At 72.6% G+C, this 18,763-nt stretch carries 17 protein-coding genes; 6 read left to right on the top strand and 11 right to left on the bottom strand.

Annotation, left to right across the window (positions count from 1 at the left end; genetic code table 11):
• Positions 1 to 5 precede the first annotated feature (5 nt).
• The 5 genes from pdxS to pgsA all read right to left on the bottom strand — a co-directional run bounded on the left by pdxS (position 6) and on the right by pgsA (position 4,469).
• Positions 6 to 923, bottom strand: coding sequence for a pyridoxal 5'-phosphate synthase lyase subunit PdxS (gene pdxS / locus O7616_RS15880; protein ID WP_282260962.1), 918 nt, complete (start codon positions 921 to 923; stop codon positions 6 to 8).
• A gap of 134 nt (positions 924 to 1,057) precedes the next feature.
• Entirely contained in the window at positions 1,058 to 1,561 is a 504-nt protein-coding gene (locus O7616_RS15875) for a hypothetical protein (RefSeq protein WP_282260963.1), read from the bottom strand.
• A gap of 81 nt (positions 1,562 to 1,642) precedes the next feature.
• Positions 1,643 to 2,803, bottom strand: coding sequence for a glycosyltransferase family 4 protein (locus O7616_RS15870; RefSeq protein WP_282302698.1), 1,161 nt, complete (start codon positions 2,801 to 2,803; stop codon positions 1,643 to 1,645).
• 57 nt (positions 2,804 to 2,860) lie between these two features.
• Entirely contained in the window at positions 2,861 to 3,793 is a 933-nt protein-coding gene (locus tag O7616_RS15865) for a phosphatidylinositol mannoside acyltransferase (RefSeq protein WP_282307648.1), read from the bottom strand.
• A 46-nt stretch (positions 3,794 to 3,839) separates the two neighbouring features.
• Complete coding sequence (gene pgsA, locus O7616_RS15860) at positions 3,840 to 4,469, bottom strand: phosphatidylinositol phosphate synthase (protein ID WP_282260965.1); 630 nt, start codon at positions 4,467 to 4,469, stop codon at positions 3,840 to 3,842.
• 251 nt (positions 4,470 to 4,720) lie between these two features.
• Between pgsA and O7616_RS15855 the strand changes: the two genes are divergently transcribed.
• Positions 4,721 to 6,877 (top strand): elongation factor G-like protein EF-G2, encoded by a 2,157-nt coding sequence (locus O7616_RS15855; protein ID WP_282302697.1) that lies wholly within the window; start codon positions 4,721 to 4,723, stop codon positions 6,875 to 6,877.
• A gap of 198 nt (positions 6,878 to 7,075) precedes the next feature.
• On the opposite strand, the gene O7616_RS15850 is transcribed toward O7616_RS15855, so the two are convergent.
• The gene (locus tag O7616_RS15850; protein ID WP_282307499.1) at positions 7,076 to 8,122 is read right to left on the bottom strand and encodes an aldo/keto reductase; all 1,047 of its coding nucleotides are present in this window, start codon (positions 8,120 to 8,122) and stop codon (positions 7,076 to 7,078) included.
• A gap of 97 nt (positions 8,123 to 8,219) precedes the next feature.
• Here O7616_RS15850 and O7616_RS15845 point away from each other — a divergent pair, with 97 nt between their 5' ends.
• The gene (locus O7616_RS15845) at positions 8,220 to 8,702 is read left to right on the top strand and encodes a hypothetical protein (protein ID WP_282307498.1); all 483 of its coding nucleotides are present in this window, start codon (positions 8,220 to 8,222) and stop codon (positions 8,700 to 8,702) included.
• A 32-nt stretch (positions 8,703 to 8,734) separates the two neighbouring features.
• On the opposite strand, the gene O7616_RS15840 is transcribed toward O7616_RS15845, so the two are convergent.
• Entirely contained in the window at positions 8,735 to 9,247 is a 513-nt protein-coding gene (locus tag O7616_RS15840) for an HIT domain-containing protein (protein ID WP_282264604.1), read from the bottom strand.
• A gap of 178 nt (positions 9,248 to 9,425) precedes the next feature.
• Between O7616_RS15840 and O7616_RS15835 the strand changes: the two genes are divergently transcribed.
• Positions 9,426 to 10,154: a D-Ala-D-Ala carboxypeptidase family metallohydrolase gene (locus O7616_RS15835; RefSeq protein WP_282307497.1), complete on the top strand. Its 729-nt coding sequence runs from the start codon at positions 9,426 to 9,428 to the stop codon at positions 10,152 to 10,154.
• 44 nt (positions 10,155 to 10,198) lie between these two features.
• Here O7616_RS15835 and thrS read toward each other — a convergent pair whose 3' ends face one another.
• Positions 10,199 to 12,208 (bottom strand): threonine--tRNA ligase, encoded by a 2,010-nt coding sequence (gene thrS / locus O7616_RS15830; RefSeq protein WP_282260971.1) that lies wholly within the window; start codon positions 12,206 to 12,208, stop codon positions 10,199 to 10,201.
• A gap of 177 nt (positions 12,209 to 12,385) precedes the next feature.
• On the opposite strand from thrS, the gene O7616_RS15825 reads away from it, so the two are divergent.
• Positions 12,386 to 13,393: a DUF1775 domain-containing protein gene (locus tag O7616_RS15825; RefSeq protein WP_282307496.1), complete on the top strand. Its 1,008-nt coding sequence runs from the start codon at positions 12,386 to 12,388 to the stop codon at positions 13,391 to 13,393.
• Positions 13,394 to 13,521: 128 nt separating this feature from the next.
• Here O7616_RS15825 and O7616_RS15820 read toward each other — a convergent pair whose 3' ends face one another.
• Positions 13,522 to 14,436, bottom strand: coding sequence for an ADP-ribosylglycohydrolase family protein (locus tag O7616_RS15820; protein WP_282307495.1), 915 nt, complete (start codon positions 14,434 to 14,436; stop codon positions 13,522 to 13,524).
• A gap of 73 nt (positions 14,437 to 14,509) precedes the next feature.
• On the opposite strand from O7616_RS15820, the gene O7616_RS15815 reads away from it, so the two are divergent.
• On the top strand, positions 14,510 to 15,199 hold the full coding sequence (locus O7616_RS15815; RefSeq protein ID WP_282260974.1) for a response regulator transcription factor: 690 nt from the start codon (positions 14,510 to 14,512) through the stop codon (positions 15,197 to 15,199).
• Between the two features lie 29 nt (positions 15,200 to 15,228).
• Positions 15,229 to 16,629, top strand: a complete 1,401-nt coding sequence (locus tag O7616_RS15810) for a HAMP domain-containing sensor histidine kinase (protein WP_282307494.1) — start codon at positions 15,229 to 15,231, stop codon at positions 16,627 to 16,629.
• A 232-nt stretch (positions 16,630 to 16,861) separates the two neighbouring features.
• Here the strand turns inward: O7616_RS15810 and O7616_RS15805 are convergent, their stop codons facing one another.
• Positions 16,862 to 17,884, bottom strand: a complete 1,023-nt coding sequence (locus tag O7616_RS15805) for an adenosine deaminase (protein ID WP_282307493.1) — start codon at positions 17,882 to 17,884, stop codon at positions 16,862 to 16,864.
• Positions 17,881 to 18,702 (bottom strand): trans-aconitate 2-methyltransferase, encoded by an 822-nt coding sequence (locus O7616_RS15800; protein ID WP_282307492.1) that lies wholly within the window; start codon positions 18,700 to 18,702, stop codon positions 17,881 to 17,883. The genes O7616_RS15805 and O7616_RS15800 overlap by 4 nt, the downstream gene beginning before the upstream one ends.
• Positions 18,703 to 18,763: the final 61 nt, after the last annotated feature.

Below are 18,763 nucleotides of genomic sequence, written 5' to 3'. Positions count from 1 at the left end.
GTCGGTCACCAGCCCCGCTCGGCCAGGCGGTGCGGCTGCGGGATCTCGTCGACGTTGATGCCGACCATGGCCTCGCCGAGGCCACGGGAGACCTTCGCCAGCACGTCCGGGTCGTCGTGGAAGGTGGTGGCCTTGACGATCGCGGCGGCCCGCTGGGCCGGGTTGCCGGCCTTGAAGATGCCGGAGCCGACGAAGACGCCCTCCGCACCGAGCTGCATCATCATCGCGGCGTCGGCCGGGGTGGCGATCCCACCGGCGGTGAACAGCACCACCGGCAGCTTGCCGCTCTCGGCGACCTCCTTGACCAGCTCGTACGGGGCCTGCAACTCCTTGGCGGCGACGTACAGCTCGTCGGCCGGCAACGAGGACAGTCGACGGATCTCCTGGCGGATCCTCCGCATGTGGGTGGTGGCGTTGGAGACGTCACCGGTGCCGGCCTCGCCCTTGGAGCGGATCATGGCCGCACCCTCGGTGATCCGGCGCAGCGCCTCGCCGAGGTTGGTCGCGCCACAGACGAAGGGCACCGTGAAGGCCCACTTGTCGATGTGGTTGGCGTAGTCGGCCGGGGTCAGCACCTCGGACTCGTCGACGTAGTCCACGCCGAGCGACTGGAGGATCTGCGCCTCCACGAAGTGGCCGATGCGGGCCTTGGCCATGACCGGGATGGACACCGCCTCGATGATCCCGTCGATCATGTCGGGGTCGCTCATGCGGGACACCCCGCCCTGCGCGCGGATGTCGGCGGGCACCCGCTCCAGGGCCATCACCGCGACGGCACCGGCGTCCTCGGCGATCTTGGCCTGCTCGGCGTTGACCACATCCATGATCACGCCGCCCTTCAGCATCTCGGCCATGCCACGCTTCACGCGGGCCGAGCCGACGACGGGGGCGGTACCGGTGTTCGAGGCGGTGTTTTCGGGCACGGGTCAACGCTCCTTGGACGGGCTCCGGGGGTGGCAGCGAAAATGCTACGTGCGCTGCAACGCCGCACCGACAGCCAATCAGACCTCCGGTGGCCTGCCCTGTGGCACTGATCACCGGCCCGCGCGAGGCCGGGTCAGGTGGCGGGGACGTCCGCGGGCACCGTCAGGGTCGGGTCGTCGATGTCGAAGTAGCGCGGCCACTCCCGGCCCCGCCCCATCCGCAACAACCGCACCAGCGGCCGACTACGCGCCGAGCGGGCGTCCCGGACCAGATCGGTGTGCACCTGCCGGGACAGCGCCAACCGACGGCTGGCCGCGATGACCGCCCCGCAGTCCGGATCGTCCGGATCCAACTGGACGGCACGCAACTGCCGGGTCAGATCGTTCTCCGCCGCCTCACGCTCGTCCGGGCCGGCGTCCAGGGCGATCCGGGCCGCCGCGTACAGCTCGACGCCGAACCGCCGCTCGGCCAGCACCGCGGCCGCCGCCGCCCGGCGCAGCAGGTGGGCGTCGAGTGCCCGGGCCGCCAGCTCCGCGCGACCCTGCAACCTGTCGACCCGGCCGGCCGTCCAGACGAGGTACGCCGCGACCAGCCCGACGACCACGCTCGCGGCCACCACCCACCACATGTGCGGCATCGTAGTGCTGCTCCGTTTCAGTTCCGAGTGCGTGCGGTCAGGCCGGGAGACCGGTCACCGCCGCACCGTCCGTCACAGCGGTCAGCCCAGCCCCACCCATTCCTGGTCGATGACCCGCCCGTCGGTTGCCTCGATCGCCGCTGCGTATACCTCCAGAACACGGCGGGCAACCACCGGCCAGTCGAAATTCGCCACGACCTGATCCCCGCAGGCGGTCAGCGTGGCCCGCCCGGCGGGATCGTCCAACAGCTCGGTCACCGCGTCGCGCAGCCCCACCGGGTCGCCGGTGGGGAAGAGCCGGCCCGCGCGCCCACCGTCGAGCACCCGCCGGAACGCGTCCAGGTCGCTGGCGACAACCGTCGTACCCGCGGCCAACGCCTCGGTGAGGATCATGCCGAACGACTCGCCACCGGTGTTCGGCGCCACGTAGAGGTGGACACTGCGCAGCATGCGCGCCTTGTCCGGTTCGGTGACCAGGCCGAGGAACGTGACGCGCTCGTGCAGCTCGGCCGGGAACTGGTCGTACAGGTCGTCCGGGTCACCCGGGCCGGCGACGAGCAACCGCAACCCGGGCCGGGTGGGTGCCAGCGCCACGAACGCGTCACGCAGCACCGGGAAGCCCTTGCGCGCCTCGGTGAACCGGCCCAGGAAGCCGAGCGTGCCGCCGGTGCCCGGGGCACACTCCCCCGGCCAGCCCGGCAACGGCTCGGCGTCGGCGAACTTGGCCACCGCCACCCCGTTGGGGATCTCCACCGCGCCGCCGTCCATGTGCTCCACCTGCACCTTGCGGGCCAGCGCGCTGACCGCGATCCGGGCGGTGATCCGTTCCAACACGATCTGGAGCACACCCTGCGCCGCCGCCAACACCCGCGAACGGGTCATCGCGGTGTGGAACGTGGCCACCACCGGACCCCGAGCGGAGAGCACGGCCAGCAGCGACAGGCTCAGCGTGAGCGGCTCGTGCACGTGCAGCACGTCGAAGTCACCGTTGGTGATCCACCGACGGACCCGAGCGGTCGAGACCGGGCCGAACGCGATCCGGGCCACCGAGCCGTTGTACGGAAGCGGCACCGCACGGCCCGCGGACACCACGTACGGCGGCAGCGGCGAATCCTCGTCGGCCGGGGCGAGCACGCTGACCTCGTGACCGAGCGCGATCAGCGCCTCCGCGAGGTCCATCACGTGGTTCTGCACACCGCCGGGCACGTCGAAGGAGTACGGGCACACGATGCCGATCCGCATGCGTCACCGCCCCCTGTCCGTGATCGTGGGACACCAACCCACCGTGCCCACCACGCCCTAGGCCGGACCGGAGGCCGACGAGGGCAGCACCGTGCCGTCCCCCGCCCTCCGCTGGTCCAGCCACATCCGCTGCAACATGTGCCAGTCTTCCGGATGCCGGGCGATACCCGCCGCCAGACGGTCGGCGATCAGCTGGGTCAGCGATCGGACCCGCTGGTCCAGGGGCCCCGACTCGGGCCCCGGCACCGGCAGCGGGCCGGCGAGCGACGCGCAGGCCGCGTCCGTTTCGTACCACATCGAGGCCACGTAGAGCGGCGCTCCGGTGTGCAACGCGAGCAGTGCGGGCCCGGCCGGCATCCGGGTCTTCCCGTCGAAGAAGTCCACCTCCACGCCACGGGCGGAGAGGTCCCGGTCGGCCAGCAGCGGCACCACGGCACCGGCGCGTACCCGGTCCAGCAGCACCTCGAACGCCGGGCGCGGTCCGCCGTGGGTCGGCAGGATCTCCATCCCCAGGCTCTCCCGGAAGGCGATGAAACGCTCGTAGACGCCCTCCGGCTTGAGTCGCTCCATGACCGTGGTGATCGGCCAACCGGTGGCCGCCACCCAGGCCCCCGCGGCGTCCCAGTTGCCGGCGTGCGGCAACGCCACCACGGCGCCCCGGCCCGCGGCCACGTCGGCGGCGAGCAACTCCGCGCCGTCGAGCCGGAAGCCGGACAGGATCTGCGTCCGGCTCAACGACGGCAGCCGGAACGCCTCCATCCAGTACCGGGCGTAGGAGCGCAACCCACGCTTGACGAGATCGTCCAGCTCGGCGTCGGACAGCTCCGGCCCGACCACCCGGCGCAGGTTCGCGCGCAGTCGGTCCGTACCCCCGCCGCCACGGCGGTGGGCGCGGTCGGCGCCCGCCTGAAACGCCGCCGCCACCAGCGGCCGGGGTAGCGCGCGGACCACCCGCCAGCCGGCGACGTAGCCCAGCTCGGTGAGGTTCACGCGGCCCGGCCGCCGGTCGTCCGGCACCGGGCCGTCACCGGGCCCCTCACGCCTGGCCGTCCGGCTGGAGCTGCCGGGCCTGGCGGTAGACGTGCGTCATCCGCTGCCCCACCGTGAAGATCGACACCGCGGCGAGCAGCCAGAGCGCGATCTCCAGCGCCGGCTCCACACCGACACCGGTGAGGATGCCGCCGACGCCGACGATCAGCAGCCGCTCGGTGCGCTCGGCGATGCCCACGTTGCAGGTCATGCCGAGCCCTTCGGCGCGTGCCTTCACGTAGGAGACCAGGCTCCCGGCGGCCAGGCAGACCAGCGCGGCGGTGACCCCCGAGTGGTTGCCCTCGGTGGCCAGCCAGTACGCGACCGCGCCGAAGACGGCGCTGTCGGCGACCCGGTCCATGCTCGAATCGAGGAACGCGCCGAACCGGGTGGAGCCGCCGCTCATCCGGGCCATCGTCCCGTCGAGCAGATCGGTCAACGCGAACAGAGTCACGATCAACGCGCCCGCGACCAGATGGCCGCGCGCACCGAAGCCGAGCGCGCCGACGAGCACACCGACGGTGCCCGTGACGGTGACGGCATTGGGGGTGACGCCCGCGCGCAGAAGGGCACGGGCAATCGGCTCGACGACGCGGGTCATCCCCGCGCGGGCCGACACTTGGAAGATCTTCGCCATGGCGGTCCCCACGATAACGGTCCGCCCAGCTCCGCCGATACGGACGGTCCCGGCGACCCGCCCGCGAGAGGCTTGTGCCTGTCCGACAACGGGTGTGAGATCGAGCCAGGGGGTGAGCCAGCTCACCCGCCAACCCGTCCCGTTCCCGCTGTGCAGCAGACCACCGGAGGATATCGCCGCGCTCTCGCCCCGGGCCGCTTCCACCTCGCGCGGCGGTCGCCACCCACCACCGGCTGAGGGAGGTGCGCCCGATGGCGCAGAAAAATCAGGAGAAGGGTTCCACCGGCGGCGCGCCGGTCATGACCCGACCCGAACGGGTCCGCAACGTGGTGCTCGTCGGGCATTCCGGAGCGGGCAAGACGACACTCGTCGAGGCCCTGCTCGCGGCGACGGGCACGATCGGCCGGGCCGGCTCCGTGGTCGACGGCACCACCGTGGGCGACCACGACCCCGCCGCGGTACGCCAACAACGCTCGGTCAGCCTGTCCTGCGCACCACTGCTGCACAACGGCATCAAGGTCAACCTGCTGGACACCCCGGGGTACGCCGACTTCGTCGGCGAGCTGCGCGCCGGGCTGCGGGCCGCCGACGCCGCGCTCTTCGTCGTCTCGGCCGCGGGCGGCATGGACGCCGCAACCGTCGCCCTGTGGGAGGAGTGCGCGGCGGTCGACATGCCCCGCGCGGTCGCGGTGGCCCGACTGGACCAGCCCCGCGCCGACGTCGACGAGACGGTGGCGCTCTGCCAACGCCTCTTCGGTGACAACGTGATGCCGCTCTACCTGCCGATGCTCGGCGACGACGGCGTGTCCACCGAGGGTCTGCTCGGCCTGATCACCCGCCGGGTCTTCGACTACAGCGCCGGGCTGCCCGCCGACGTCCGCGCCCCCGACCCGGAACACCAGCGGGCCATCGACGAGTCCCGCGACGAGCTGATCGAGGGGATCATCGCCGAGAGCGAGGACGAGACCCTCATGGACCGCTACCTCGACGGCGAGGAGATCAGCGACGAGGTGCTCATCGAGGACCTGGAGAAGGCCGTCGCCCGAGGCCACTTCTACCCGGTGGTGCCGGTCTGCGCCCAGACCGGCGTCGGGTTGGACGTGCTGCTGGAGGTGCTGACCGCCGCGTTCCCCTCGCCGCTGGAGCACGAGCTGCCGGCGGTGACCGGCGTGGACGGGTCACCGCGTCCGCCGTTGACGTGCGACCCGGCCGGGCCGCTCGTCGCGGAGGTCGTCAAGACCACCGTCGACCGCCACGTCGGCCGGGTCTCGCTGGTCCGGGTCTTCTCCGGCACGCTGCGACCCGACCAGACGGTGCACGTCTCCGGGCACGGCATGGCCGAACGCGGGCACCCCGACCACGACGCCGACGAACGGGTCGGGCACATCTACACCCCGCTGGGCGCCACCCTTCGCGAGGTGCCGCTCTGCGCGGCGGGCGACATCTGCGCGATCACCAAGTCGGGCAGCGCCGAGACCGGCGACACCATCTCGGCCAAGACCGACCCGCTGCTGATCGCCCCCTGGGAGATGCCGGAACCGCTGCTGCCGGTGGCGATCGTCGCCCACAGCCGCGCCGACGAGGACGCCCTGGCCCGCAACCTGGCCCGCCTGGTCGCGGGCGACCCCACGCTGCGGTTGGAGCGCAACCCGGAGACCCACCAGTTGGTCCTCTGGTGCATGGGCGAGGCACACGCCGACGTGGTGCTCGACCGGCTCCGCGCCGGAGGCGTCGAGCTGGACACCGAGCCGGTCAAGGTGTCGCTGCGCGAGACGCTGACGGTGCCCGCGCGGGGGCACGGCCGGCACGTCAAGCAGTCCGGTGGCCACGGCCAGTACGCGGTCTGCGACATCGAGGTCGAGCCACTGCCCCGGGGCGGCGGCTTCGAGTTCGTCGACCGGGTCGTCGGCGGCGCGGTGCCGCACAACTACATCCCCTCCGTGGAGAAGGGCATCCGCGCCCAGCTCGAACGCGGCCTCGTCGCCGGTCACCCGGTGGTGGACCTGCGGGTGACCCTGGTCGACGGCAAGGCGCACAGCGTCGACTCCTCCGACGCGGCCTTCCAGACCGCCGGCGCGCTGGCCCTGCGCGACGCCGCCGAGCGGGCCCAGCCGGCACTGTTGGAGCCGATCGACGAGGTCACCATCCGGGTGCCTGACGGTTCGGTGGGCACGGTGATGGGCGACCTCTCCGGCCGACGAGGCCGTGTGCTCGGCACCGAACCGGACCCGGACGCCGAGGGCCGAACCCTCGTCCGCGCCGAGGTGCCGGCTACCGAACTGCTGCGCTACGCCGTCGAGCTGCGCTCGATGACGGCCGGCACCGGCACCTTCCGCCGTCACTTCGTCCGCCACGACCCGATGCCCGCCCACCTGGCCGACCAGATCCGCAAGGAACAAACCCCCTGACGCACCCCACCCCACCCCACCCCCTGCCTCGCCCCTCCCCACCCCTCCCCACCCCTCCCCACCCCTCCCCGCCGTCGATCATGGAGTTGCGGTGGGCGACATGCCACCTATGCCCCGATCTTCAGGCACCACAACTCCATGATCGACGGGGACGGGGGTGGGGGCAGGGTCGGGGCAGGGGGTGGGGTGGGGCTTGGGTCAGGGATGGACGGTGGGGTGGGTGGGCGGGGGCCAGTGCGGGCGGTCGGCGTCGCGTAGCGCCGCCGTGCGCAGCGCCGCCAACTGGCGTTCCACCTCGACGAACTGGTCCGCCGGCAGCGGGCCCCGGTGTAGCGCGGCGGCGTTCTCCTCGATCTGGGCGACCGTACGGCAGCCGGGGATCGGGATGGTGCGGCCACTGCGGGCCCAGATCCAGCCCAGCGCTCCCTGGGCGAGGGTGCGCCCGTCGGCGGTGAGCGCCGCTCGGACCGCGCCGACCCGACGCAGCCACTCCGGCGCGGGCCGACCACCACGGAACCACTCCAACCACCCGGGGGCCAGCCCGCGTACGTCGTCGTGCGGCAGGGTCGACGCGGCCGTGTACTTGCCGGTGAGCAGCCCCATGCTCAGCGGGCCCCGGTTGACGCTGGCCAGGTCGTACTTGTCGCAGACGGCGAGCAGTTCGGGGGCGTCCCGCAGCACGGACAGGGTGTGCTGCACGGCGGTGGCGTGCCCGAACGCGGTGGCGCGGTCGGCACGGTCGGTGCTCCACCCGTACGCGCGGATCAGGCCCTCGGCGACCAGGTCCTCGCAGCCGCCGATCAGCCCCTGCGCGCGGGGCACCGACAGGTCGGCGAGGTGCAGCTGGTAGAGGTCGATCCGGTCGGTGCCCAACCGGCGCAGCGAGTCGGTCACGGCCCTACGCAGGTACGCGGGCGACGCGTCCTCTCCGGTGGCCTGTCGGCTCGCCTCGTCGAAGGTGTAACCCCACTTGGTGGCGATCACGGCCTCGTCCCGGCGACCGGCCAGCGCCCGGCCGAGGACTCGCTCGCTGTGCCCGGCGCCGTACGTGTCGGCGGTGTCGAAGAGGGTGACGCCCAGGTCGAGCGCGCGGCGGACCGTACGCACCGACTCGTCGTCGTCGACCGCACCCCAGCCGAGCGGTTGGGTGCCCTCGGCCCACGGGCCGCCGATCGCCCAACACCCCATGCCGAGGGCGCTGACCTGGATGCCGCTGCGTCCCAACGTCCGTGTCGTGACTGCCATCGGCCGATCGTGCCACCTCCACGGGCGGGGGCGTAGCAGATCCCGGGGCCGGAATCGCGCGTGCGAGCCGACCGACCGGTACGGCATGATCGGCCGCATGCGGAGGCTGGGTGTGGACGTCGGCGGAGTGATCATCGAGCCGGCCGACGAGGACGCCGACACCTCGTTCTTCGGGGCGCACTACCTGCGTACGCCGGTGGTCGACGGGGCGTTCGACGCGCTCGCGGCGCTCGGGCCGGATTTCGACGAGGTGCACCTGGTCTCCAAGTGCGGGGAGGCCACCGAGCGCCGCACCCGGGAGTGGCTGGCCCACCATGGCTTCCCGGCGCGCACCGGCATCCCGGTCGAGCGGGTCCACTTCTGCCGTACCCGGCCGGACAAGGCGCCAATCGCCGAGCGCCTCGGGCTGACCCACTTCGTGGACGACAAGTTGGAGGTGCTCGGCTACCTGGAGTCGGTGCCGCACCGCTACCTGTTCCGGCCCCGCCCGGCGGAGGTCGCCGCCCACGAGGCGCTGCTGCCGCTCGTACACCGGGTGGAGAGCTGGCCGGAGCTGACCCCGCTGCTGCGCGCCGCCTAGCGGGCGGCGCGGGCCCGGCGTGTCGCCGACGGTCAGGACGGCCAGGCGCGGGCCAGCAGGTCGCGGGTGTCGTGCAGCAGTTGCGGCAGGACCTTGGTGCGGCCGATCACCGGCATGAAGTTCGCGTCGCCGCCCCAGCGCGGGACCACGTGCTGGTGCAAATGCGCGGCGATGCCCGCACCGGCCACCCCGCCCTGGTTCATGCCCAGGTTGAAGCCGTGGGCGTTGCTCACCTTGCGGATCACCCGCATCGCGGTCTGCGTGTACGACGCCAGCTCGGTGGTCTCCGGCACGTCCAGGTCGGTGTAGTCGGCGACGTGCCGGTAGGGGCAGACCAGCAGATGCCCTGGATTGTACGGATAGAGGTTGAGCACCACGAAGACGTGCTCGCCGCGGGCCACCACCAGGCTCTCCTCCGGCGGCAGCTCGGGGCCCCGGCAGAACGGGCAACCGGTCGGCTTCTCGTAGCCCTCGGCCGGGCGGTCCTCGCCGGAGATGTAGGTCATCCGGTGTGGTGTCCAGAGCCGCTCCAGGCCGTCCGCCATGCCGCCGATGTCGGTGTGCTGTTCCTCCCCTGTCACGAGCCGATCCTACGGAGCACTTGAGGCGTGCCGCGACACCTGTCGGATGGGAAAACGTCACCGTGCAAGTTCTTGACGGATCAATAGCAAGACCTGAAGATTCCATGCATCCAGAAACTTCCATGCATTGATGGAGGGTTACATGATCCGACGGCTCGGCCGGCTCCTCGCGGCACTCGCTCTGACTGCCGCCACCACAGTGGCCGGCATCACCCTCACCGCCGGCGCCGCCCAGGCGGACGGCTGCTACACCTGGGGCCGGACCCTGTCCCAGGGGGCATCCGGTGAGGACGTCCGGCAACTCCAGATCCGCGTCGCCGGCTACCCCGGCTACGGCGCGGTGCTCGGCCTCGACGGCGCCTTCGGCCCGGCCACCCGGTCGGCGGTGATCCGCTTCCAGCAGGCGTACGGGCTGCCCGCGGACGGGATCGCCGGGCCGCAGACGTACAACCGGCTCTACGCCCTCCAGGACGACGACTGCACACCGGCCAACTTCAGCTACGCCGAGCTAAACAAGTGCAACAGCGACTGGTCCGGTGGCGCGGTCTCGGCGAGCACCGCGCGGTTCAACGCGCTCGTCTCGATGTGGAAGCTCCAGGCCATGCGGCACGCCCTCGGTGACGTGTCGATCGTGATCAGCAGCAGCTTCCGCAGCTACGCCTGCAACAGCGCGGTCGGCGGCGCGTCGAACAGCCGACACCTGTACGGCGACGGGGTCGACCTGGTCGGGTCACCGTCGTTCTGCCGACTGGCCCAGCAGGCCCGCTACCACGGCTTCGGCCAGATCCTCGGCCCCGGCTACCCGGACCACAACGACCACACGCACGTCGCGGCGGTGGGCGGCTGGTCGGCGCCGAACTGCGGCATCTGACGCCGGTGCGTGCCCGGCCGGTCGGCCGGGCACGCACCGGGGCGTCACTCCGCGGCGGCGGACGGACCGATGTTGGTGCGGGAGCCGACCACGTCGAGGATGTGGGTCACCGCCTCGGCGACCGGTACGCCGTTGCGCTGGGAGCCGTCGCGGTAGCGGAAGGAGACCGTCCCGGCGGCCACGTCGTCGTCGCCGGCGATGACCATGAACGGGATCTTCTGCTGCTGCGCCGTACGGATCTTCTTCTGCATCCGGTCGTCACCCGCGTCCACCTGGGCGCGGACACCCTCGGCGCGCAGCGCCGCCACGAAACCGTGCAGGTAGTCGGTGTGGTCCTCGCGGATCGGGATGCCGACCACCTGCACCGGCGCCAGCCAGGCCGGGAACGCCCCGGCGTAGTGCTCGGTGAGCACCCCGAAGAACCGCTCGATCGACCCGAACAACGCCCGGTGGATCATGACGGGTCGCTGGCGGCTGCCGTCGGCGGCCTGGTACTCCAACCCGAAGCGCTCCGGCTGGTTGAAGTCGACCTGGATGGTGGACATCTGCCAGGTCCGGCCGATCGCGTCGCGGGCCTGCACGGAGATCTTCGGCCCGTAGAACGCCGCGCCGCCCGGGTCGGGCACCAACTCCAGGCCGGAGGTCGCGGCGGCGGTCCGCAGCGCCTCGGTGGCCTCCTCCCAGTCCTCGTCGGCACCGATGAACTTGGGCGAGTCGTCCCGGGTCGACAACTCCAGGTAGAAGTCGTCCAGGCCGTAGTCACGCAGCAGGTCCAACACGAAGCTGAGCAGCGTGGACAGCTCACCGGCCATCTGCTCGCGGGTGCAGTAGATGTGCGAGTCGTCCTGGGTGAGACCCCGGACCCGGGTGAGGCCGTGCACGACGCCGGACTTCTCGTACCGGTAGACGGTGCCGAACTCGAACATCCGCAACGGCAGCTCACGGTACGACCGCCCGCGCGACCTGAAGATCAGGTTGTGCATCGGGCAGTTCATCGCCTTGAGGTAGTAGTCCGCGCCCTCCAGCTGCATGGGCGGGAACATGGTGTCCGCGTAGTACGGCAGGTGACCGGAGGTCTGGAACAGCTGCGCCTTGGTGATGTGCGGGGTGTTGACGAACTCGTACCCGGCGGCCTCGTGCCGCTGCCGGGAGTAGTTCTCCATCTCCCGCCGGATGATGCCGCCCTTGGGGTGGAAGACCGCCAGGCCGGAGCCGATCTCGTCGGGGAAGCTGAACAGGTCGAGGTCCGCGCCGAGCTTGCGGTGGTCGCGCCGGGCGGCCTCCTCCAACAGCTTGAGGTACGCCTTGAGCTCGTCCCGGGTGGGCCACGCGGTGCCGTACACCCGCTGCAGTTGGGGGTTCTTCTCCGACCCCCGCCAGTAGGCGGCGGCGGACCGCATCAGCTTGAACGCGCCGATCAGGCGGGTGGTCGGCAGGTGCGGACCCCGGCACAGGTCCGACCAGCAGACCTTGTCCTCCTTGGCGTCGAGGTTGTCGTAGATGGTCAGCTCGCCGCCGCCCACCTCCATGACCTCGTCGGTGTCCAGGCCCTCGCCCTTGACCTCGATCAACTCCAGCTTGAACGGCTCGTCGGCCAGCTCGGAGCGCGCCTCGTCCAGGCTGCCGAAGCGGCGGCGGCGGAAGCGCTGCCCGGACTTGATGATCTCCTGCATGCGCTTCTCGAGCTTGCTGAGGTCATCGGGCTGGAACGGCTTGTCGACGTCGAAGTCGTAGTAGAAGCCGTTCTCGATGGGCGGGCCGATGCCCAGCTTGGCCTCGGGGAAGACGTCCTGCACGGCCTGGGCGAGGACGTGCGCGGTGGAGTGGCGCAGCACGTTGAGCCCGTCCGGCGAGTCCAGGCTGACCGGCTCGACGACGGTCTCCTCGGCCGGCGCCCAGTCCAGGTCACGGAGCTGACCCTCCGGGTCGCGGACCACGACGATCGCCTTGGGGCCGTTCGCGGGCAGTCCGGCCGCGGCCACCGCGTCGGCCGCCGTCGTCCCGGCGGCGACGACGACGGGGTCGGCCACGGCGGGGGTACGGGGTGCGGACACGATGACTCCTCCAAGCGGTACGAAACGGTGCCGATCCTCGGCTCCTGCCGATGCTATCGGTCGCGCCGTCGCCGCCTTCCGGACGGCTCGCGTTGAACCTTTCGCGCCTCGCAGCCGAACTACCGGGTGTGGCCGGAAAACCGGTGCCGGCCGCGCGGAGACGGATGGGGGCACGAGATGGCGAGCACGCACGGCGGCGAGCGTCGACGGCGGATCGCGGCGGTGACCGCGCTGACCGCCGCCGGGCTGCTGTTCTGGCCCGGCACGGCGGACGCGGCGGACGTGACGACCACCCCGACCAAGGCTCGGCAGGGCGACGCCGTACGCCTCGAGTTCACCGTGCCGGAGGAGCGCGCCGGCACGAAGACCAAGCAGATCGAGATCCGGTTGCCGGCCGACGCGCCGATCGCCGAGGTCTACCCGATGTCGGTGGACGGTTGGGCGCCCCGGCTCAGCTCCCGCACCCTCGACAAGCCGCTGGCCGGAATCCACTCCTCCGGGGTGAGCACGGTGACCACGGCGGTGACCTGGGTCCGGGTCGGCGACGGCGGCCCCGGTCCGGCCCGCCTGGCGCTGTCCATGGGACCGATGCCGCAGGCGGAGCGGCTCACCTTCGAGGTGGTCCAGACGTACGCCGACGGCACGGCCGTCCGGTGGGCGGACGCCACGGGCCCGCACCGGGCCCCGGTGCTGACTCTGCTGCCGGCGCTCCCCGGCGCCGGACCGGCCACCCACGGCGGGGGCCACGGCGCCCCGGCCGCCGGTGCGCCCGCCGACCCGGGTAGCGGTGTCGACGGCGGCCCGGCGGATCGTGCGGGCGGCGCCGACGAGGAGTCCGGCAGCGCCGACGGGATGCTGGCCGCCGGCCTGCTCGCCGGGCTCGGCGGCGGCGCGGCCATCGGTTGGCTGATCAGCCGATGGCGTCGGCGCGACCCGAACGAGGCCGCCGCACTCGCCGAGGTGACCGGGAACACGGACGAATTCCCCACCCTCGCCGAGGTCACCGGCCGCACCGCCGAGACCGCGACCCCGGCGGAGGCCGCAACCCCGACCGAAGCCCCCGGCGAACCCGGAGCGCCGACCCAGACCCAGACCGCGCCCCAGGCCGAAGCCCCCGGTGAACCCAAGACGCCGACGCCGGCCGAGGCCGCAAGGCCGGCCGAGCCGGTGCCTGCTTCTCGTTGATCGACTCGGGTTCCCGGAAACCGCGGCATCCAGGTCACGTGGACAGCCCGACTTCCGGAGACCCGAGTCGATCACGCCCACGACGCCCCGGGCAGGCCAGGCGACCAGGCCACCAGCGCGCCGGGCCGTCAGGGCGCCCAGGGCGGTAATGGTTCGCGGGCGGCCAGCCACGGCTCGGGCACGCCGCCCGGGGTGCCGACGCCGGTGTGGGCAGCCACCACCGAACCGGCGATGGCGGCCGTGGTATCCACGTCACCGCCGGCCCGTACGCACGTCCGGATCGCCGCCGGGTAGTCGTCGAGGTGGGTGGCGGCCACCCAGAGGGTGAAGCCGACGGTGTCCTGGGCGGTCACCCGGGAGCCGTTGCCCAGCGCCGCCACCACGCGGGCCAGTGGCCGGCCGAGCAGCCCGGCGGCCCGGTTCACGCTCCGGTGCACCTCGGTGCCGGAATCGAGCGCGGCGGCGATCCCGGCGAGCAGCCGCTCCGGGGCCGGCCGGTGCCCGTCGAGGCGGGACCGGGCGGCCAGCGCGGCGGCGACGGCGACCGCGACCGCCCCCGCGATGCCCTCCGGGTGCGCGTGCGTCACCTCGGCCGAGGCGCGGGCCTGCGCGGCGGCGCGGGCTGTCGAGTCGGCGAAGTACGCGCCCAACGGGCCGACCCGCATCGCCGCGCCGTTGCCGCAGGAGCCCTGCCCGTCGAAGGCGGAGGCGGCGGCCAACGGCCACGGGGTGCCGCCGTGGATCAGCCGCAGGATCTCCGTGGCGCCGTCGCCGTAGCCCCGGCGGGGGTCGCGACGTTCGGCGAAGGCCAGGGCCAGCCGGTCCCGGTCGATGTCGCCGCCGTCGACCAGGGCGGCGAGGACCGAGCAGGCCATCTCGGTGTCGTCGGTCCACCGCCAGGGAGCCGGTGGCAGTGCGCCCTCGGCGAGATCGACGGACGCCGACGACGCGGACCGTTCGCCGAGCGCGTCACCGGTGGAGAGACCGGCGAGGCTGTCCCGGGCGAGCGCCAGGCGGGCATCGACGAACAGCGTGAAGGACATCGTCGTACCAGCTTGCCCGCTCCTCAGGCACGTCGCAACGCGATCAACTTGCCAGGCCAAGTACGGTCTTGTCGTGGCCTCCGTGCTCCTGGTCGAAGACGATCACGTCGTACGCGGCGCGATGCTGCGGTCCCTCACCGACCGGGGGCATGCCGTGCACGCCGTCGGTACGGCGTTGGACGCGCTGCGTCGGGTCGCCGCGGAGACACCCGACCTGGTGGTTCTGGACCTGGGCCTGCCGGACCTGGACGGCTCGGACGCGCTGCGGATGCTGCGCGGCATCACCGATGTCCCGATCATCATCGCGACGGCCCGCGACGACGAGCAGTCGGTCGTCAAACTGCTGCGCGCCGGTGCCGACGACTACATGGTCAAGCCGTTCACCGGGGCGCACCTGGACGCGCGGATCACCACGGTGCTGCGCCGGGCCGGGCGGGCCAGCCGGGCGGTGCAGCCGGCGGTGCACAGCGTCGGCGGGCTGCGGGTGGACGTGGGCGAGCGCAGCGCCCAGCTCGACGGGGAGCCACTGGCGCTGACCCGCAAGGAATTCGACCTGCTGGCGTATCTCGCCGCGCGACCTGGGCGGGTAGTGTCCCGCCGGGAACTCTTGGAGGAGGTATGGCGGCAGCCATCGGTCGGCGAGGACCAGACAATCGACGTTCACCTGTACTGGCTGCGCAGAAAGATGGGCGAGTCCGCGGCGAAGCCGCGCTACCTGCGCACCGTGCGGGGGGTCGGGTTCCGGCTGGTGGCGCCGGACTGAGGACGGCGCTGGCCCTGCTCACGGCCGGCATGTGCAGTCTCGTCGCGCTCGCCTTCCTGATCCCGCTCGGGCTCAGCCTGCGGGAGCAGAGCCGGGACGAGGCGATCGCCGACGCGGCTCGGCGCAGCGCGTTGGTGACCGGCGCGCTCGCGGTGAGCACCGATCCGGCGGTCGTCGAGCGTGCCGTGGTGGCCAGCGCCGAGGGGGCCCCGACCCGTCCGGTGGTGCACGGGTTGGGGTTGGACGAGTCCGCCGGTCGGGCCGGCGGCGGCGACCTGGACCGCGCCCGAGCCGACAAGCGGTCGCTGGTGGTCGACGTCGACGGCGGCGTGGTGCGGCTCGACCCGGTGGTCCTCGGTGACCGGACGGCGGTGGTCGAGGTGTTCCTGCCGGATTCGACGTTGGGCGAGGGCGGCGGCACCTGGTTGCTCCTGTTCGCGGTCGGCGCGGCGATGGTCGGAGCGGCGGTGCTGGTCGTCGATCGGGTCGCCGCCCGCGCGGTGGACGCGACCCGGGGTCTGGTCAAGGCCGCGCTCTCCGTGGGCGACGGCGATGCAGGGGTACGCGTCGAGCCGACCGGTCCCCGCGAACTGGCCGAGGCCGGGTACGCCTTCAACCGGATGGCCGACCGCCTCGACGCGGCCCGCACCGACGAGCGGGAGCTGGTGGCCGACCTGTCGCACCGTCTGCGTACCCCGTTGACGGTGTTGCGGTTGGACGCGGAGGCGTTGGAGTCCGACGACACCAGCGTGGGGTCGTTCAGTCCGGCGGAGTTGGACCGGCTTCGCGGCATCCGGCGGATCCGGCAGGCGATCGTCACCCTGGAGGGTGAGATCGACGTGCTGATCAAGACCACCCGCAAGGCGGTGGCGCACGAGGCCGGGCCGGCGATGTGCGACGTCAGCGAGGTGGTCCGGGACCGGATGGTGTTCTGGGCGGCGCTGGCCGGCGACCAGAACCGGCCACACCGGGTGAACGGCGCACAGTTGCGCATCCCCGCCCCGGTGCCGCGGGCCGAGCTGGCCGCCGCGCTGGACGCGGTGATCGGAAACGTCTTCCGGTACACCCCGCAGGGCACCGCGTTCGAGGTGGCCGTGTCGCGGCGGGACGGGTACGTGGCGATCCGGGTCGACGACGCCGGACCGGGCATCGCCAACCCGGACCGGGCGCTGCGCCGGGGGGCCAGTGACCAGGGTTCGACCGGGCTCGGTCTGGACATCGCCAAGCGGGTGGCGTTGCAGGCCAACGGTTCGGTGAGCATCGACCGCGCACGGTTGGGCGGGGCCAGTGTGGTGATGCTGCTGGCCGATCCGGAGGCGACGCCCCGGCAGGTGAGCCGTTTCGGCCTGGTCGGTCGGATGGCCCGCGACGCCCGGGACACGAAGACCAGCGGCCGTCGCTGGCCCCGCCAGCGCCCCACCGACGAGTGACCGGTGGGCCGGTTGTGCCCCGGTGCAAGTCTTCCTTAGATCGCGGTTAACGACCGAGCTGGAACGCCTGCGGGCTGACAGGATCAGAGCACGAACCCACCAGTTTCACCGGTCGAGCGCACCATGCACCCACGGCCGGTGAAGCCGCGCGCGCGGCGGGAGTCTCAGGTCCCCCCACACCCACGCTCCCGCCGCGCGCCCTGCTCTCCCCCGTCGGCCGGGTCGCGTCGGGTCAGCGCGCGGTGGCGACGTACGCGTCGATCTCGGCGGTGATCCGCTGCTTGCCGGCGGCGTCGAGGAAGGACGCGCTCACGGCGTTGCGGGCCAGCCCGGCCAGGCCCTCGCGGTCGGTGCCGAGGAGTCGGGCCGCCACCGCGTACTCGTCGTTGAGGGTGGTGCCGAACATCGGCGGGTCGTCGGAGTTGATGGTGACCAGCAGCCCGGCGTCCACGAGCTGGCGCAGCGGGTGCTCGTCGAGGTCGGCGACCGCCCGGGTCCGTACGTTGGACGTCGGGCAGATCTCCATCCCGATCTGCCGCTCGGCCAGGTAGGTCAGCAGCTTCGGGTCCTGGGCGGCGGAGATGCCGTGCCCGATGCGCTCGGCGCCCAGCTCGTTCAGCGCGTCCCAGATCGTCTGCGGCCCGGTGGTCTCCCCGGCGTGCGGGACGGAGTGCAGACCGGCCGCGCGGGCCTGGTCGAAGTAGGGCCGGAACTGCGGCCGGGGTACGCCGATCTCGGGGCCACCCAGGCCGAAGCTGACCAGCCCGTCGGGGCGCTCGTCCAGGGCGACGCGCAGCGTCTCCTCGGCGGCGGGGAGGCCGGCCTCGCCGGGGATGTCGAAGCACCAGCGCAGGTCGAGGCCGAAGTCGGCGAGGGCACGCCGGCGGGCGTCCTCGATGGCCTCGCAGAAGGCCGGCGCGGGGATGCCCCGGCGCACGTGCGAGTACGGGGTGATGGTCAGCTCCGCGTAGCGGACCTGTTGGCGGGCCAGCTCCCGGGCCACCTCGTGGGTGAGGATCCAGACGTCCTCCGGGTCGCGGATGAGGTCCACCACGCTCAGGTACACCTCGATGAAGTGCGCGAAGTCGCGGAACTCGAAGTAGGAGGCGAGCGCCTCGGGGTCGGCCGGCACGGGGGTGCGCCCCTCGTGGCGGGCGGCCAGTTCCGCGACGATCCGGGGCGAGGCGGAGCCGACGTGGTGCACGTGCAGCTCCACCTTGGGCAGGCCGGCGATGAAGGTGGTCAGATCGGTCACGGGTTCTCCTGTGCATGGTCGCCGGTGTGGGCGACGAGGTCATGGTCGCCGGTGTGGGCGACGACGAAGACGCGGCGGAACGGGAAGTACACCTGACCCTGCCGCACCGGGTACGCGGCGGTGAGCCGTACCCCCAGCTCGGCCCGGAAGGCCGACCAGCCGGCGGCGTCCAGCGCGGCCCGGACCGGGCGTAGCGCGGTGCCTTCCATCCAGGTGAGAACCGGGTGCTCGGCGGCGGGCCGAGCCGGCAGCAGGTGCACGTAGGTAGTCTCCCAGGCGTCCACCGCGCAGCCCGCGGTGGTCAGCAGCGCCGCGTAGTCGGTCGGGTCGTCGACGGGGTCCGCGCGCAGCAGCGGGGCGACCTCGGCGCGCCAGGTGGGCCGGTCGGCGACCTCGCGGAGCGCGCGATGCGATGGAGCCTCGAAGTTGCCGGGGACCTGCATGGCGAGCCACGCCCCGGCGGGCAGTTCGGCGGCCCAGCGGCGCAGCAACTCCTGGTGGCCGGGCACCCACTGCAGGGCGGCGTTGCTGACGACCACGTCCTCGTCGCCGGTCGGACGCCAGTCGCGCAGGTCGGCGACCGCGAAGTCGACGGGAGCGTCCAGCGCGGCGGCCCGGTCGATCATCTCGGGTGCGGAGTCCAGGCCGATGACCCGGCTCGTCGGCCAGCGCTCGGCGAGGGTGGCGGTGAGGTGGCCGGGGCCGCAGCCGAGGTCGACCACGGCCCGGGGTCGCGCGGCGGGGATCCGTGCGACGAGGTCGTGGAACGGCCGGGACCGCTCGTCGCCGTAGCGCAGGTAGGCCGTCGGATCCCACATCTCGCCCCCAAACCGTACGTCCGTCTTGTTTTACGATACGGCTCGCGTGGCACCGCGGCAA

The sequence above is a fragment of the Micromonospora sp. WMMD964 genome, assembly GCF_029581455.1.
Taxonomy (GTDB): Bacteria; Actinomycetota; Actinomycetes; order Mycobacteriales; family Micromonosporaceae; genus Micromonospora.
Note: the sequence above shows the minus strand (reverse complement) of the source record. Positions and strands in the feature narration are given on the sequence as shown.

Coding starts and splice junctions, on each gene's coding strand:
- O7616_RS15845 (WP_282307498.1), top strand. CDS start 8,220: ATGCGGAGGCTGGGTGTGGACGTCGGCGGAGTGATCATCGAGCCGGCC.
- O7616_RS15835 (WP_282307497.1), top strand. CDS start 9,426: ATGATCCGACGGCTCGGCCGGCTCCTCGCGGCACTCGCTCTGACTGCC.
- pgsA (WP_282260965.1), bottom strand. CDS start 4,469: ATGGCGAAGATCTTCCAAGTGTCGGCCCGCGCGGGGATGACCCGCGTC.
- O7616_RS15800 (WP_282307492.1), bottom strand. CDS start 18,702: ATGTGGGATCCGACGGCCTACCTGCGCTACGGCGACGAGCGGTCCCGG.
- O7616_RS15810 (WP_282307494.1), top strand. CDS start 15,229: ATGTGCAGTCTCGTCGCGCTCGCCTTCCTGATCCCGCTCGGGCTCAGC.
- O7616_RS15875 (WP_282260963.1), bottom strand. CDS start 1,561: ATGCCGCACATGTGGTGGGTGGTGGCCGCGAGCGTGGTCGTCGGGCTG.
- O7616_RS15825 (WP_282307496.1), top strand. CDS start 12,386: ATGGCGAGCACGCACGGCGGCGAGCGTCGACGGCGGATCGCGGCGGTG.
- O7616_RS15870 (WP_282302698.1), bottom strand. CDS start 2,803: ATGCGGATCGGCATCGTGTGCCCGTACTCCTTCGACGTGCCCGGCGGT.
- O7616_RS15850 (WP_282307499.1), bottom strand. CDS start 8,122: ATGGCAGTCACGACACGGACGTTGGGACGCAGCGGCATCCAGGTCAGC.
- O7616_RS15855 (WP_282302697.1), top strand. CDS start 4,721: ATGGCGCAGAAAAATCAGGAGAAGGGTTCCACCGGCGGCGCGCCGGTC.
- O7616_RS15840 (WP_282264604.1), bottom strand. CDS start 9,247: ATGGCGGACGGCCTGGAGCGGCTCTGGACACCACACCGGATGACCTAC.
- O7616_RS15820 (WP_282307495.1), bottom strand. CDS start 14,436: ATGTCCTTCACGCTGTTCGTCGATGCCCGCCTGGCGCTCGCCCGGGAC.